Genomic DNA, 13,904 nt, shown 5'->3' on the forward strand with positions numbered 1-13,904 from the left:
GAGTGTCCCGAGCGACCCGCCGTGCCCGCCGCCACCGCGCCCTCGGCGCGGTCTGCGCCGCCACCGCGCTCGCGCTGCTGCCCGCGTCACCGGCGCGGGCGGACACCATCCGGGCCCAGCAGTGGGGCCTGGACGCACTCCACACCGACGAGGCCTGGCGGACCAGCCGGGGCAAGGGCATCACCGTCGCCGTCGTCGACACCGGGGTGGACAGCAGCCTGCCCGATCTGGCGGGCCAGGTACTGCCCGGCAAGGACATGATCGGCTTCGGCGCCGGACGGGGCGACCGGTCCTGGGCACGGCACGGCACCGCGATGGCCGCGATCATCGCGGGCCGGGGCCACGGGGCCTCGGACGACGACGGGGTGCTCGGCATCGCGCCCCAGGCGAAGATCCTCCCCGTCCGGGTCATCCTGGAGGCGAGCGACCCGGACCGGGCCAAGGCCCGCAAGTCCCGCGGCACGGCCCTCGCGGACGGCATCCGCTGGGCCGCGGACCACGGCGCCGACGTCATCAACCTCTCGCTGGGCGACGACAGCGAGTCCGCCCATCCGGAGCCGGGCGAGGACGCGGCCGTCCAGTACGCGCTGAAGAAGGGCGCGGTCGTCGTCGCGTCAGCCGGCAACAGCGGCGAGAAGGGTGACCACATCTCGTACCCCGCCGCCTACCCCGGAGTGATCGCGGTCGCCGCCGTCGACCGCTACGGCACCCACGCCTCCTTCTCCACCCGCCGCTGGTACGCCGCCGTGAGCGCCCCCGGGGACGACATCGTCGTCCCCGCACCGGACCGGCAGTACTACGTGGAGTGGGGCACCTCGGCCGCGTCCGCCTTCGTCTCCGGCGCGGTCGCCCTGGTCAGGGCCGCCCACCCCGGCCTCACGCCCGCCCAGATCAAGAAGCTCCTCACGGACACCGCGCGCGATTCCCCCGCGGGCGGCCGGGACGACTCACGGGGCTACGGCATGGTCGACCCGGCCGCGGCCATCAAGGCGGGTGCCGAGCTCCGTCCGGCCGGTCTGCGCCCGGACTCCACCGCGGCGGGCTACCGCGAGAAGTACTTCGGATCCGGCCCCACCCCGGCCCGCGAGGACGAGGGGCCCGCGGGCTGGCTGGCCCCGGTCGCGGGCGGCCTCGGCGCCCTCCTGCTCGGGCTGGCCGTGGTGCTGTGGCGCGGCCGCAACGGGCGGCCGGTCTTCCCGCGCCGCTGACCGGCGCACCCCCGGCGCACCGCACGAGCGGCCTCCCGGCGCCCGGATCCGACCTGTCGGCAGGACGGCCACGGCCAGGCACTACGCTCGCCCTGTGGCGCAGAAGAACATTCCGGACCCCGGATACTCCGACGACGACGGCACGGCAGACCCCGCCCTGACCTCGGCCCTGTCCGCCTGGGCCGAGAACCGCGAGGCCGTCGGCCCGGTGCTCGAAGCCCTCAGGGGGGCCAGGCTGCTGGTCCCCGTGGTCGCCGTCCTCGGCGAGGTGGAGGAGGACGAGAAGGGGCTGCGCCGGGAGAAGACCAGCGACATGGCCGTCCCCACCCTCCAGGCCGGTGACCGCCGCGCCCTGCCCGCCTTCACCTCCACCGCCTCGCTGGCCCGCTGGGACCCGCAGGCCCGCCCCGTCGCCGTACCCCTGCACCAGGCGCTCCAGGCAGCCGTGCACGAGAAGGCGGACACCCTGGTGCTCGACCTCGCGGGCCCGGTGGCCTTCGAGGTGACCGGCTCCGCGCTGCTGGCCCTCGCGGAGGGCCGGACCAGCGCCGACCCGCTGGACGACCCCGCCGTCACCTCCGCGGTGCGCGAGGCCGTCGCCGCCGAACCCGCGGTGCTCCGCGCCCACCTCGGTCCGGGCCGCGCCGACGGCACGCTCGCCCTGGTGCTCGCGGCGGACGCCGACCCCGCGGAGGCGGCGGGCCGGGTCGCGCGGTCGCTGGCCGCCAGCGAGGTGCTGCGGGCCCGGCTGGTCCGGGGCCTGGACCTCGCGCTGCTCCCGGCCGACGCGAACGCACCGGGTGACGCCCTGTTCACTCGCTGATCACCCCCTCGGCTCAACGCGCGCAACGGGGTGCGGAGTCGGAGAATTGCGAAGAAAGCGGACGATCTTCGCGAGGTGGTTGTATGCAGACGCGAATGGCGGCATCGGAGTTCCTGGGCACGCTCCTGCTGGTCTTCTTCGCCGTCGGATCAGCGGTGCTCGGTGTCCAGTTCATCGGGACCGTCGGCATCGCGCTGGCCTTCGGCTTCGTGCTTCTGGCCCTGGCCTACGCACTCGGCCCGATCTCCGGCTGTCATCTCAATCCGGCGGTCACCCTGGGAATGCTGACGGCCCGGCGGATCGACGTACGCACCGCGGTGACGTACTGGATCGCGCAGCTCCTCGGTGGTATCGCCGGTGCCGCCCTGCTGTTCCTGCTGGCCAAGCAGGTGCCCGGACTGAAGACGAGCGGCAAGTTCGGCAGCAACGGCTACGGGGACCGCTCTGACGTGCACATCAACATGGGCGGCGCGTTCCTTGCCGAGGTGGTGCTCACCTTCCTGCTGGTGTTCGTCGTGCTCGCGGTGACCCACAAGCTCGCCGTCGTCGGATTCGACGGGCTGCCCATCGGCCTCTCCCTCGCGGTGATCCACCTGGTCGGCATCCCGCTGACCGGAACCGGCGTGAACCCGGCGCGGAGTCTGGGCCCGGCGATCTTCGCCGGCGGTGCGGCGCTCTCCCAGCTCTGGCTGTTCCTGGTGGCGCCCCTGGTCGGCGGTGTCATCGCGGCGCTGGCCCACCGGGTGACCCACCCCGTCGCCGGACGCGACGAGCAGACCGCGGAGGCCGCGGAGGCCTGATTCCGGCCCTCGCACGCAGTGAGCCCCCGTCCACAAAGGGCGGGGGCTCACGTTCGTCGGAGAGGAAACAGCAGGGAAGGGGCGTACCGGCTCAGCCGAAGACCGGTCCGGTGTACTTCTCGCCGGGACCCCGGCCCGGCTCGTCCGGTACGAGCGAGGCCTCGCGGAACGCCAGCTGGAGCGACTTCAGGCCGTCCCGCAGCGGAGCCGCGTGGAAGGAGCTGATCTCGGTGGTGCTCGCGTCCAGCAGGCCGGCCAGCGCGTGGACCAGCTTGCGGGCCTCGTCGAGGTCCTTGTGCTCGTCGCCGTCCTCGGTCAGTCCGAGTTTCACGGCGGCGGCGCTCATCAGGTTGACCGCGACCGTCACGATGACCTCGACCGCCGGCACCTCCGCGATGTCGCGGGCCATCTCGTCGAAGCCGGGGGAATCAGTGGTGGGGGTCGCGTCGCTCATGTCTCATACGATAGGCCCACGCCGGGCCCGGCCCCGCTGCGGGAGTGCCCGCGACGACCGGTTAGCGCCCGCCCGGCCGAGCTGCTAACCTTGTGTAACGACCGGCTGGGCATCTATGTGCCCGGCCCACAAGTGGAGGCTCCGATCTCCCACCTGACCGTCCCCAGGACGGCGGGTCACCGGTCAGGTGGCGCCCATCGTTCCGTACGGACGATGGAGCCGCCCGATGCGCCCCGCGGTTGACCGCGACGGTGCTCCGGTTTTCCAGGAGCCCCGCCTGTGTCCCGTCCGGGGCATTTTTCTTGCCTCCGCAACGGTTGGTCTGTCGAAACAGACGTTACGTGGCTGTCCGCCAGGCGGCCGCGTGGTGCTACCGAGGAGGATCCATCAGCGCCGAGCCCCGCATCAACGACCGGATTCGCGTACCCGAGGTGCGACTTGTCGGTCCCAGCGGCGAGCAGGTCGGGATTGTCCCGCTTGCCAAGGCCCTGGAACTTGCACAGGAGTACGACCTCGACCTGGTCGAGGTGGCGGCTACCGCCCGTCCGCCCGTGTGCAAGCTCATGGACTACGGGAAGTTCAAGTACGAGTCGGCCATGAAGGCCCGTGAGGCGCGCAAGAACCAGGCGCACACGGTCATCAAGGAGATGAAGCTCCGGCCGAAGATCGACCCGCACGACTATGACACCAAGAAGGGTCACGTCGTCCGGTTCCTCAAGCAGGGTGACAAGGTCAAGATCACGATCATGTTCCGTGGTCGTGAGCAGTCCCGCCCCGAGCTGGGCTTCCGACTGCTCCAGCGTCTCGCTTCGGACGTGGAGGAACTCGGCTTCATCGAGTCCAACCCGAAGCAGGACGGCCGGAACATGATCATGGTTCTTGGCCCGCACAAGAAGAAGACCGAAGCCATGGCCGAGGCCCGCGAGGCCCAGGCCGCCCGCAAGGCGGAGCGCCAGGGGTACGCCCCCGACGACGCCGAGTCCGCGGACGAGGCTGCCGAGGCTCCGGCCGAGGCGTCCTCAGAGGCTCCGGCCGAGACACCTTCCGAGGCGTGACCTTCGGGGGTCGCCATCCAGGCGCCCCCGGGTCCCCCCGGAATCCCATCAAGACCTGACGCCCCTGCGGCCCGGTGCCCGCACCGGGAGGGGCGCCACTGACGAGGAGAGAACGGCGCGATGCCGAAGAACAAGACGCACAGCGGTGCCAGCAAGCGCTTCAAGATCACCGGCTCCGGCAAGGTGCTCCGCGAGAGGGCCGGCAAGCGCCACCTTCTTGAGCACAAGTCGTCCAAGAAGACCCGCTCGCTGACCGGCACGGTCGTCGTGGCTCCGGCCGACGCCAAGAAGATCAAGAAGCTTCTCGGCAAGTGAGGCCGTCGCCCCCGGTGAATCCGGGGGCGCGCCCTCGATCCGACCGGGACCAATTCGTTTCCGGGCCGTGTGAGTACGACCACGGCCCCGCTACAAGGAGTTAACAAGTGGCACGCGTCAAGCGGGCAGTCAACGCCCACAAGAAGCGCCGGGCAATTCTCGAAGCCGCCAGCGGCTACCGCGGTCAGCGCTCGCGCCTGTACCGCAAGGCCAAGGAGCAGGTCACCCACTCCCTGGTCTACAACTACAACGACCGCAAGAAGCGCAAGGGCGACTTCCGTCAGCTGTGGATCCAGCGCATCAACGCCGCTGCCCGCCAGAACGGCATGACGTACAACCGCCTCATCCAGGGTCTGAAGGCCGCCAACATCGAGGTGGACCGCAAGATCCTGGCCGAGCTCGCGGTGAACGACGCCAACGCGTTCGCGACCCTCGTCGAGGTGGCCCAGAAGGCCCTCCCGAGCGACGTCAACGCCCCGAAGGCCGCCTGATTCAGGGCCGCACTTCCTGGTATTGAGCCGGACCCGCAGGCGCTCGTCGTCTGCGGGTCCGGTGCGTTGCACCCCCGTCACCACCTGTCACGACCCGCACCTTCGTACGCAGAGAGGCTCGCCGCCGATCATGGGCATCCCTGAACTGATCTCCCCGCGATCGCCACGGGTCGCCGCCGCCCGGCGGCTGGCCAGGCGCAACTTCCGCGGCAAGGAGCGCAGGTTCATCGCCGAGGGGCCGCAGGCCGTGCGCGAGGCCGCGGCCCACCGGGGCGGCGACGGTGAGGCGACCCTGGTCGAGCTGTTCGCCACCGCAGAGGCAGCCGAACGGTACGAGGCCATCATCGACGCGGCCCTCGCGGCGGGCGCACGGGTGCACCTGGCCGACAGCGAGGTGCTCGCCGACGTCTCGCAGACCGTGACCCCGCAGGGCCTGATCGGCGTCTGCCGCTTCCTCGACTCGCCGTTCGAGTCGGTCCTCGCCGCGCGGCCGAAGCTCGTCGCCGTCCTGGCGAACGTCCGGGACCCCGGGAACGCCGGTACGGTGCTGCGCTGCGCCGACGCGGCGGGCGCCGACGCCGTGATCCTCACCGACGCCTCGGTCGACCTCTACAACCCCAAGTCGGTGCGCGCGTCCGTGGGTTCGCTCTTCCACCTGCCGGTGGCCGTCGGGGTGCCCGTCGAGCAGGCCGTACAGGGGCTGCGGGACGCGGGCTCGCGGATCCTGGCCGCCGACGGCGCGGGCGAGGACGACCTCGACGACGAACTCGACGCGGGCACCATGGGCGGCCCCACCGCCTGGGTCTTCGGCAACGAGGCCTGGGGCCTGCCGGAGGAGACCCGGGCGCTGGCCGACGCCGTGGTGCGGGTGCCGATCCACGGCAAGGCGGAGAGCCTCAACCTCGCCACCGCCGCCGCCGTCTGCCTGTACGCCTCCGCGCGCGCCCAGCGCCCGCCCCGCAGCGCGGGCTGACCCGGCCGGTCGTCTCTCGGAGCGACGCAGGGTGTCGCTCCGTCACCGACGACTAGTAGGGTGACGAACTCGGGGGCCCACTGCACCGGTTCGAGAGGTGGGGTACGGGAATATGGCTGTCGGCATGAGTGGACGGCAGGCGACGGACGCGGCCCACGTGCGCGTGGACGCGGACCCGGACGCCGGCCCCGCCGGTCCGGGGCTGGACCCCGACGACCTTCCCGACGGGCTCGTCGTCGCGGACGAGACCGGCCGGGTGATCTGCTTCAACGCCGCCGCCGCACGGATCACCGCCATGCCCAGGGCCGCCGCCCTCGGCCGCCCGCTGGAGCACGCGCTGCCGCTGGAGGACCTCAAGGGCCGCCGCTGGTGGGAGCTGACCGACCCCTACGGCGGCCTCGCCACCCGGGTCGGCCAGCCCGAACGGAATCTGCTGCTGCCCGGCGGCCGTGAGGTCCTCGTCTCCGCACGCTACGTACGCGAGAGCCCCACCGGGCCCGTCCGACGGCTGGTGGTCAGCCTGCGCGGCACCGAGGCCCGCCGCCGTACCGAGCGCAGCCACGCCGAGCTGATCGCCACCGTCGCACACGAGCTGCGCTCGCCGCTGACCTCCGTCAAGGGGTTCACCGCCACGCTGCTGGCGAAATGGGAGCGGTTCACCGACGACCAGAAGCGGCTGATGCTGGAGACGGTCTACGCCGACGCCAACCGCGTCACCCGGCTCATCACGGAGCTGCTCGACATCTCCCGGATCGACTCGGGCCGGCTGGAGCTGCGCCGCCAGCCCGTGGACCTCTCGGCGGCCGTGGAGCGCCACATCCAGGCGCTCACCGCGAACGGCCAGGCGCCGGACCGTTTCCTCGTCCGCACCTGCCAGCCGCTGCCCGCTGTCTGGGCCGACCCGGACAAGGTCGACCAGGTGCTGGGCAACCTGCTGGAAAACGCGGTGCGCCACGGCGAGGGAACCGTCACCATCGAGGTGGCACCCGCACCGGCCAAGAGCGACGAGAAGGGAACGGCCGTCACCGTGAGCGACGAAGGCACCGGCATCCCCGAGGAGTCGATGGGCCGCGTCTTCACCCGCTTCTGGCGGGGCAGCAAGCGCGGTGGCACGGGCCTGGGCCTCTACATCGTCAAAGGCATCGTCGAGGCGCACGGCGGCACGATCACCGTCGGCCGCGGCCCCGGCGGCGGCGCCGAATTCCGATTTATCCTGCCCGTGAGCACGCCGGCCTACATGAAGTAGGGGCCGGGCGGCCCGCGGGCGCCTCCCACACCTTGTGGCCCTTAGACTCGACCATTGGCACCTTTGCGTCCTCCAGTCGTCGAGCGGGGTCGCGCCACCAGCCAATCGGAAGTACGGGAAGAGATGTCGGCACCGAACAAGTCGTACGACCCAGTCGAGGTCGAGGCACTGAAACCGGAAGAGATCGAGCGCATCCGGGACGAGGCGCTCGCCGCCTTCGCCGCCGCGGGCGACCTCGACGCGCTCGCCCAGGCGAAGACCGCGCACACCGGTGGTACCTCGCCCCTGTCCCTCGCCAACCGCGAGATCGGCGCGCTGCCGCCGCAGGCCAAGGCCGAGGCGGGCAAGCGCGTGGGCCAGGCCCGCGCCGCCGTGGGCCGGGCGCTCGCCGCCCGCCAGGCGGAGCTGGAGGCCGAGCGGGACGCCCGGGTCCTGGTCGAGGAGGCGGTGGACGTCACGCTGCCCTACGACCGCACCCCGGCCGGCGCCCGCCACCCGCTGACGACGATCATGGAGCGCGTCGCCGACGTCTTCGTGGCCATGGGCTACGAGGTCGCGGAGGGCCCGGAGGCCGAGGCCGAGTGGTTCAACTTCGACGCCCTGAACTTCGTGCCCGACCACCCGGCCCGGCAGATGCAGGACACCTTCTTCGTCGAGGGTGCCGACGGCGCGAAGAACGACGAGTCCGGTGTCGTCCTGCGCACCCACACCTCGCCGGTCCAGGCCCGCACGCTGCTCGACCGCGAGCCCCCCGTCTACGTCGTCTGCCCCGGCCGGGTCTACCGGACCGACGAGCTGGATGCGACGCACACCCCGGTCTTCCACCAGATCGAGCTGCTCGCCGTCGACGAGGGCCTCACCATGGCCGACCTCAAGGGCACCCTCGACCACATGGTCCAGGCGCTCTTCGGCCCGGACATGAAGACCCGGCTGCGGCCGAACTTCTTCCCGTTCACCGAGCCGTCCGCCGAGATGGACATGGTCTGCTACGTCTGCCGCGGCGAGTCCGTCGGCAACCCGGACCGCCCCTGCCGCACCTGCGGCAGCGAGGGCTGGATCGAGCTCGGCGGCTGCGGCATGGTCAACCCGAAGGTGCTCATCGCCTGCGGCGTCGACCCCCAGAAGTACAGCGGATTCGCCTTCGGGTTCGGCATCGAGCGGATGCTGATGTTCCGCCACAACGTAGAAGACATGCGAGACATGGTCGAAGGCGACGTCCGGTTCACCCGGCCCTTCGGGATGGAGATCTGATGCGCGTCCCGCTTTCCTGGCTGCGGGAGTACGTCGACCTGCCTGCCACCGAGACCGGCCGTGACGTACAGGCCAAGCTCGTCGCCGTCGGCCTTGAGGTCGAGACGGTCGAGCAGACCGGCGCCGGCCTCAAGGGCCCGCTGGTCGTCGGAAAGGTGCTCACCATCGAGGAGCTGGAGGGCTTCAAGAAGCCCATCCGCTTCTGCACGGTGGACGTCGGCTCCGCCAACGGCACCGGTGAGCCGCAGGAGATCGTCTGCGGCGCCCGTAACTTCGCCGTCGGCGACAAGGTCGTCGTGGTCCTCCCCGGCGCGGTCCTGCCCGGCGACTTCGCGATCGCCTCGCGCAAGACGTACGGCAAGACCTCGCACGGCATGATCTGCTCCGGCGACGAGCTGGGCATGGGCGACGACGGCAGCGGCGGCATCATCGTGCTGCCGCCGGAGCACGAGGTCGGTACCGACGCGATCGAGCTGCTCCAGCTCGTCGACGAGGTCCTCGACATCGCCGTCACCCCCGACCGGGGCTACTGCCTGTCGATGCGCGGCGTCGCCCGTGAGACCGCCATCGCCTACGGTCTGCCGCTGCGCGACCCGGCCCTCCTGGACGTGCCCGCGCCGAACGCGTACGGCTACCCGGTCCAGGTCGCGGACCCGATCGGCTGCTCCCGCTTCACCGCGCGCACCGTGGTCGGCCTGCAGCCCGAGGCCCGCTCCCCGATCTGGCTGCGGCGCCGGCTCCAGAAGGCCGGGATGCGGCCGATCTCGCTCGCGGTCGACGTCACCAACTACGTGATGCTCGAACTCGGCCAGCCGCTGCACGCCTACGACCGGACCCGGATCGACGGCCCGATCGGGGTGCGCCGCGCCGAGCGGGGCGAGAAGCTCACCACCCTCGACGGCGCCGTCCGGGTCCTGGACCCGGCCGACCTCGTCATCACCGACAACCGCGGGCCGATCGGCCTGGCCGGTGTCATGGGCGGGGCCAACACCGAGATCGCGGACGCGGAGGAGGACACCCGCACCACCGAGGTCGTCATCGAGGCCGCGCACTTCGACGCGATCTCGATCGCCCGCACCGCGCGCCGCCACAAGCTGGCCTCAGAGGCGTCCAAGCGCTTCGAGCGCGGCGTCGACCCGCAGGCCGCCGCCGCTGCCGCGCAGCGCACCGTGGACCTGCTGGTGCTGCTCGCCGGTGGCACCGCGGAGGCGGGGGTCACCGAGGTGACCGCCCCGTCCGGCCCGCGCACCATCACGATGGCGGCCGACCACCCGGACAGGGTGGCCGGTGTCGCCTACGGCCGCGAGACCGTCGTACGCCGCCTCCAGGAGGTCGGCTGCGACGTCTACGGACAGGACGAACTGCTCGTCACCGCGCCGCCCTGGCGGCCCGACCTGAACGAGCCGAACGACCTGGCGGAGGAGGTCATCCGGCTGGAGGGTTACGAGAACCTCCCGTCCACGCTCCCCACGCCGCCCTCCGGCCGAGGCCTCACCGACCGCCAGCGGCTGCACCGCCGCGTCGGCCGGGCCCTCGCGGGCGCGGGCTATGTCGAGGCGCTGAACTACCCCTTCACCGGTGAAGCGGTCCTGGACCAGCTGGGCCTGGACGCGGCCGACGACCGCCGCCGCACGGTCAGGCTCGTCAACCCGCTCTCCGACGAGGAGCCGTCGCTGCGCACCACGCTGCTGCCGGGCCTCCTCGGCGCACTGCGGCGCAACGACGGCCGGGGCAGCCACGACCTCGCGCTCTTCGAGACCGGTCTCGTCTTCATTCCCCAAGCTCTCAGCTCCGTTCGAGCAGGGGAGACCCCACTGACAGGCCAGGAGACCAAGCCTGTCCGGCTCCCCGTCGACCGGCGCCCCACCGACGAGGAGATCGCCTCGCTGAACGCGGCGCTCCCGCGTCAGCCGCGCCGCGCCGCGGTCGTCCTCGCAGGCGCCCGCGAGCAGGCCGGCTGGTGGGGCAAGGGCCGCCCGGCCGACTGGGCGGACTCCGTCGAGGCAGCCCGCACCATCGCCCGTGAGGCCGGTGTCGAGCTCACGATCCGCGCCGGGCAGCACGCGCCGTGGCACCCGGGCCGCTGCGCCGCGCTGTACGTGACGGTCAACGGCGAGGAGACCCTGTTCGGGCACGCCGGTGAGCTGCACCCGCGCGTCATCAAGGAGCTCCACCTGCCCGAGCGCACCTGCGCCATGGAGGTCGAGCTCGACGTCCTGGAGCAGGCCGTGGACGGCGCGCTCCAGGCGCCCAGGATCTCCACCTTCCCGGTGGCGACCCAGGACGTCGCGCTGGTCGTGGAGCAGGACGTGCCCGCCGCAGAGGTGGAGCGGGCGCTGCGCGAGGGCGCGGGCGAACTCCTCGAATCGCTGCGGCTGTTCGACGTCTTCACGGGTGAGCAGATCGGCGGGGGCCGCAAGTCCCTGGCGTACGCGCTGCGGTTCCGTGCCGCCGACCGCACGCTGACCGTCGACGAGGCCACCGCCGCCCGGGACGCCGCGGTGGCGCTGGCCGCCGAGCGCACGGGCGCGGTGCTGCGCGGCGCGTAACGGCTCAGGCGCACAGGCGGAGGAGGGGCGTGTCCGGCCACCGGACACGCCCCTCCTGTGTGCTCGCCCGGAGGCGGGGGACCGCACACGGGCCCCGACCGGGTCCGGGGGAACCCGGCGCCCGGCCGACCCGCGGCCACCCTCCGATCAGTGGGCAGTGGGTCGTGCGATCCGGCGCCGTCCGCTCTGCCGCGGAGTGTCGGGCAGGTCGGCAGAGCGGACGGCGCGGGTGTGGGTCGTCGTGCTGTACGAGGGGGAGCAGACGACCCGGCCGCCTCTTGCGAGGGACTCAGTCAAGCCATTCGCGGGTCCGCGCAACAGCGTGCGCAGCGGGACGGTTCGGGCATTCCGTTCACACCCCGTGTGAATCGTGCTCCACTGGGGCGACACGTCCTGGCGTGCCGACCCACCGGAGGGGGCAATGGGGGCAATGGAGCCCAACACTCTGCTAGAGGCTCTGATCGATGAGGCGGGTGTCTCCCGGGCCGGGCTCGCCGCGCACGTCAACCGGGCCGGCCGCGGCCGGGGCCTGTGCCTGCGGTACGAACACACCGCCGTCGCCCGCTGGCTGAAGGGCCAGCGCCCGCGCGGCCAGGTGCCGGACCTGATCTGCGAAGTGCTCGGCTCCCGCCTGCGCAGGGCCGTCTCGCTCGACGACATCGGCATGGCGGCCCACGACGGACGCGCTCCGGGGCAGGGGTCCTCGCTCACCGGGTTCGTCGAACGGGCCACCGCGCTGTGGCGCTCCGACGAACAGCAGCGCCCGCACGTCGTCGCCGCCCCGGCCGTCACCGGGACCACCGCGGTGATGCCCGTGTGGGAGTGGGAGAACCCGCCGGAGGACGCGGACGTCTCCCGTGCCGGTACGAGCCGGGTCGGCATGGCCGACATAGCGACACTGCGCGCCGCCCGCGCCCACTACGAACTCATGTACCGCAGGGCGGGCGGTATCGCGACGCGTTCACGCATCGTCGGCTTCCTCAACACCGAGGCCGCCCCGCTGCTGCGCGGTGGCTACAGCGACGCGATGGGGCGTCAGCTGCACCGGGCGACGGGCGGGCTGGTGGCCGTCGCGGGCATCTGCGCCTACGACTCCGACGCGCACGGGCTCGCCCAGCGCTACTTCCACCAGGCGCTGCGGCTGGCCAAGGCGAGCGGGGACCGGGGGCTGGGCGGCTATGTGATCGCGATGCTGGTCAACCAGTCGCTGTTCCTGGCCGACTACCGGCAGTCCGTCGCGTTCGCGGAGGCGGCGCTGCGGGCCGCCGGACGTGACATCACCCCCGCGCTCGCGGCCGATCTGCACGCGATGCAGGCCAAGGCGTACGCCCATCTCGGCGACGGCGGCAGCGCGCTGAAGTCCATCCGGCGCGCCGAGTCGGAGGCCGAGCGCATCCGGCCGGGCCAGGAGCCGGACGAGACGGGGTACGTACAGCCGGGACTGGTCAACGTCCAGGTGGCGGAGGCGCTGCTGAGCCTCGGAGACCTGCCCGCCGCCAGGGAGCACGCGGTGGCAGCGGTGCGCACGCCCGCGCACGACCGGGGCCGGGTGCACCGGCTGGCCATGCTGACCACCATCGAGCTGCGGCAGGGCGAGGCCGACCGGGCGGCGGTCACGGCCTCGGAGATGGCGGACCGTGCCAGGGGCATGGAGTCGCAGCGGCTGCGCGACCGGCTGCGCTCCGTTCGCGAGCACCTGGTGATGAGCGGCAGCGCGGAGGCGGAACGGGCCGCGGAGCTGATCGACGGATCGCTGCGCGTACCACTGTGAGCGCAGGTCTGCTGCGATATGGCCACCTACTAGTCAGAAGGTGGCAGAACTGTGCAGTGGACGAACCTGAACGAACAGACTGTGTACGAGAATCGCTGGTTCCGGGTCAATCTGGCTGATGTCGTCCTCCCGGACGGCGACCATCTCGACCACTACGTCATCCGGCTCCGCCCCGTCGCCGCCGCCACTGTCGTCAACGAGGCGAACGAGGTGCTGCTCCTGTGGCGGCACCGGTTCATCACCGACAGCTGGGGCTGGGAACTCGCCGCGGGCGTCGTCGAGGACGGTGAGGGCCTCGCGGCGGCGGCCGCGCGGGAGATGGAGGAGGAGACCGGCTGGCGCCCCGGACCGCTGCGCCCGCTGCTGACCGTGGAGCCGTCGAACGGTCTCACCGACGCCCGGCACCACTTCTACTGGGGCGAGCAGGCCGAATGGACCGGCGAGCCCTGCGACGCCTTCGAGTCCTCGCGCCGCGAGTGGATACCGCTCAAGCTGGTGCCCGACATGATCGCCCGCGGTGAGGTCCCGGCCGCGGGCATGGCGGCCGGGCTGATGATGCTGCACCACTTACGGCTGGGCTGATCGCGGCTGGGCCGAGCCGGCCCGCTCCGGTGCGAGGGGCCCGCCGGCCCCTCGCACCGGAGCGGCGGGGGAAGCCGGGATTTGTGGGGTCCTGGATTCATGGGTCCAAGAAGGAGCCGCCGTACGGCGTCGAGTTCCGTGAGGGCGTCGTACGCAATCGGCCGGCGTCAGAAGAGGAGGGCGCCTTTCCTCAACCCGACGCGCTATGGGAATGGTTCGTTATTGGCGCCGTAGCGGGTGAATGCGCCTGTCGGCACTTCGATATCAATGGATGTGCCATCGGCCTGCGCCTTGGGGATTTGCAGTGCCAGGAATGCCGACCTGGCGGCGCGCGTGAAGTTTGGACATATCGCATCTTTCAGGAAGAAAGCCTGAAACTGGATGCA

The 13,904-nt window shown here is 72.0% G+C and carries 13 protein-coding genes; 12 read left to right on the forward strand and 1 reads right to left on the reverse strand.

Annotation, left to right across the window (positions count from 1 at the left end; genetic code table 11):
- Window positions 1-2: 2 nt before the first annotated feature.
- The 3 genes from mycP to ACZ601_RS21375 all read left to right on the forward strand — a co-directional run bounded on the left by mycP (window position 3) and on the right by ACZ601_RS21375 (window position 2,831).
- The gene (gene mycP / locus ACZ601_RS21365) at window positions 3-1,208 is read left to right on the forward strand and encodes a type VII secretion-associated serine protease mycosin (protein ID WP_469540210.1); all 1,206 of its coding nucleotides are present in this window, start codon (window positions 3-5) and stop codon (window positions 1,206-1,208) included.
- A 94-nt stretch (window positions 1,209-1,302) separates the two neighbouring features.
- Entirely contained in the window at window positions 1,303-2,031 is a 729-nt protein-coding gene (locus tag ACZ601_RS21370) for an SseB family protein (RefSeq protein WP_469540213.1), read from the forward strand.
- An 83-nt stretch (window positions 2,032-2,114) separates the two neighbouring features.
- The gene (locus ACZ601_RS21375) at window positions 2,115-2,831 is read left to right on the forward strand and encodes an MIP family channel protein (RefSeq protein WP_469540215.1); all 717 of its coding nucleotides are present in this window, start codon (window positions 2,115-2,117) and stop codon (window positions 2,829-2,831) included.
- 91 nt (window positions 2,832-2,922) lie between these two features.
- On the opposite strand, the gene ACZ601_RS21380 is transcribed toward ACZ601_RS21375, so the two are convergent.
- Window positions 2,923-3,285, reverse strand: a complete 363-nt coding sequence (locus tag ACZ601_RS21380; protein ID WP_401929953.1) for a DUF1844 domain-containing protein — start codon at window positions 3,283-3,285, stop codon at window positions 2,923-2,925.
- A gap of 341 nt (window positions 3,286-3,626) precedes the next feature.
- Between ACZ601_RS21380 and infC the strand changes: the two genes are divergently transcribed.
- The 9 genes from infC (at window position 3,627) to ACZ601_RS21425 (ending at window position 13,518) form a co-directional block, all read left to right on the forward strand.
- Window positions 3,627-4,340, forward strand: coding sequence for a translation initiation factor IF-3 (gene infC, locus ACZ601_RS21385; protein ID WP_311306680.1), 714 nt, complete (start codon window positions 3,627-3,629; stop codon window positions 4,338-4,340).
- Between the two features lie 120 nt (window positions 4,341-4,460).
- The gene (gene rpmI, locus ACZ601_RS21390; protein ID WP_003970213.1) at window positions 4,461-4,655 is read left to right on the forward strand and encodes a 50S ribosomal protein L35; all 195 of its coding nucleotides are present in this window, start codon (window positions 4,461-4,463) and stop codon (window positions 4,653-4,655) included.
- Between the two features lie 107 nt (window positions 4,656-4,762).
- A complete protein-coding gene (rplT, locus tag ACZ601_RS21395) occupies window positions 4,763-5,146 on the forward strand; it encodes a 50S ribosomal protein L20 (protein WP_073737428.1) in 384 nt (127 codons plus the stop codon).
- Between the two features lie 130 nt (window positions 5,147-5,276).
- On the forward strand, window positions 5,277-6,119 hold the full coding sequence (locus ACZ601_RS21400; RefSeq protein WP_469540220.1) for a TrmH family RNA methyltransferase: 843 nt from the start codon (window positions 5,277-5,279) through the stop codon (window positions 6,117-6,119).
- Window positions 6,120-6,231: 112 nt separating this feature from the next.
- The gene (locus tag ACZ601_RS21405) at window positions 6,232-7,365 is read left to right on the forward strand and encodes a sensor histidine kinase (protein WP_469540223.1); all 1,134 of its coding nucleotides are present in this window, start codon (window positions 6,232-6,234) and stop codon (window positions 7,363-7,365) included.
- Between the two features lie 123 nt (window positions 7,366-7,488).
- A complete protein-coding gene (pheS, locus tag ACZ601_RS21410) occupies window positions 7,489-8,616 on the forward strand; it encodes a phenylalanine--tRNA ligase subunit alpha (RefSeq protein ID WP_073737431.1) in 1,128 nt (375 codons plus the stop codon).
- Window positions 8,616-11,165, forward strand: coding sequence for a phenylalanine--tRNA ligase subunit beta (gene pheT, locus ACZ601_RS21415; RefSeq protein ID WP_469540226.1), 2,550 nt, complete (start codon window positions 8,616-8,618; stop codon window positions 11,163-11,165). The genes pheS and pheT overlap by 1 nt, the downstream gene beginning before the upstream one ends.
- 430 nt (window positions 11,166-11,595) lie before the next feature.
- Entirely contained in the window at window positions 11,596-12,936 is a 1,341-nt protein-coding gene (locus tag ACZ601_RS21420) for a transcriptional regulator (RefSeq protein ID WP_469540228.1), read from the forward strand.
- 51 nt (window positions 12,937-12,987) lie between these two features.
- Window positions 12,988-13,518 carry an NUDIX domain-containing protein gene (locus ACZ601_RS21425; RefSeq protein WP_073737434.1) on the forward strand — a complete coding sequence of 177 codons (531 nt, stop codon included), beginning with the start codon at window positions 12,988-12,990 and terminating at the stop codon, window positions 13,516-13,518.
- Window positions 13,519-13,904 lie beyond the last annotated feature (386 nt).

This window comes from Streptomyces sp. NPDC104307, from assembly GCF_055584045.1.

What these genes read in the sequence shown, in the direction of transcription:
- ACZ601_RS21375 (WP_469540215.1), top strand. Translation starts at nt 2,115, where the DNA reads ATGCAGACGCGAATGGCGGCATCGGAGTTCCTGGGCACGCTCCTGCTG.
- ACZ601_RS21380 (WP_401929953.1), bottom strand. Translation starts at nt 3,285, where the DNA reads ATGAGCGACGCGACCCCCACCACTGATTCCCCCGGCTTCGACGAGATG.
- rpmI (WP_003970213.1), top strand. Translation starts at nt 4,461, where the DNA reads ATGCCGAAGAACAAGACGCACAGCGGTGCCAGCAAGCGCTTCAAGATC.
- ACZ601_RS21400 (WP_469540220.1), top strand. Translation starts at nt 5,277, where the DNA reads ATGGGCATCCCTGAACTGATCTCCCCGCGATCGCCACGGGTCGCCGCC.
- ACZ601_RS21405 (WP_469540223.1), top strand. Translation starts at nt 6,232, where the DNA reads ATGGCTGTCGGCATGAGTGGACGGCAGGCGACGGACGCGGCCCACGTG.
- pheS (WP_073737431.1), top strand. Translation starts at nt 7,489, where the DNA reads ATGTCGGCACCGAACAAGTCGTACGACCCAGTCGAGGTCGAGGCACTG.
- pheT (WP_469540226.1), top strand. Translation starts at nt 8,616, where the DNA reads ATGCGCGTCCCGCTTTCCTGGCTGCGGGAGTACGTCGACCTGCCTGCC.
- ACZ601_RS21420 (WP_469540228.1), top strand. Translation starts at nt 11,596, where the DNA reads ATGGAGCCCAACACTCTGCTAGAGGCTCTGATCGATGAGGCGGGTGTC.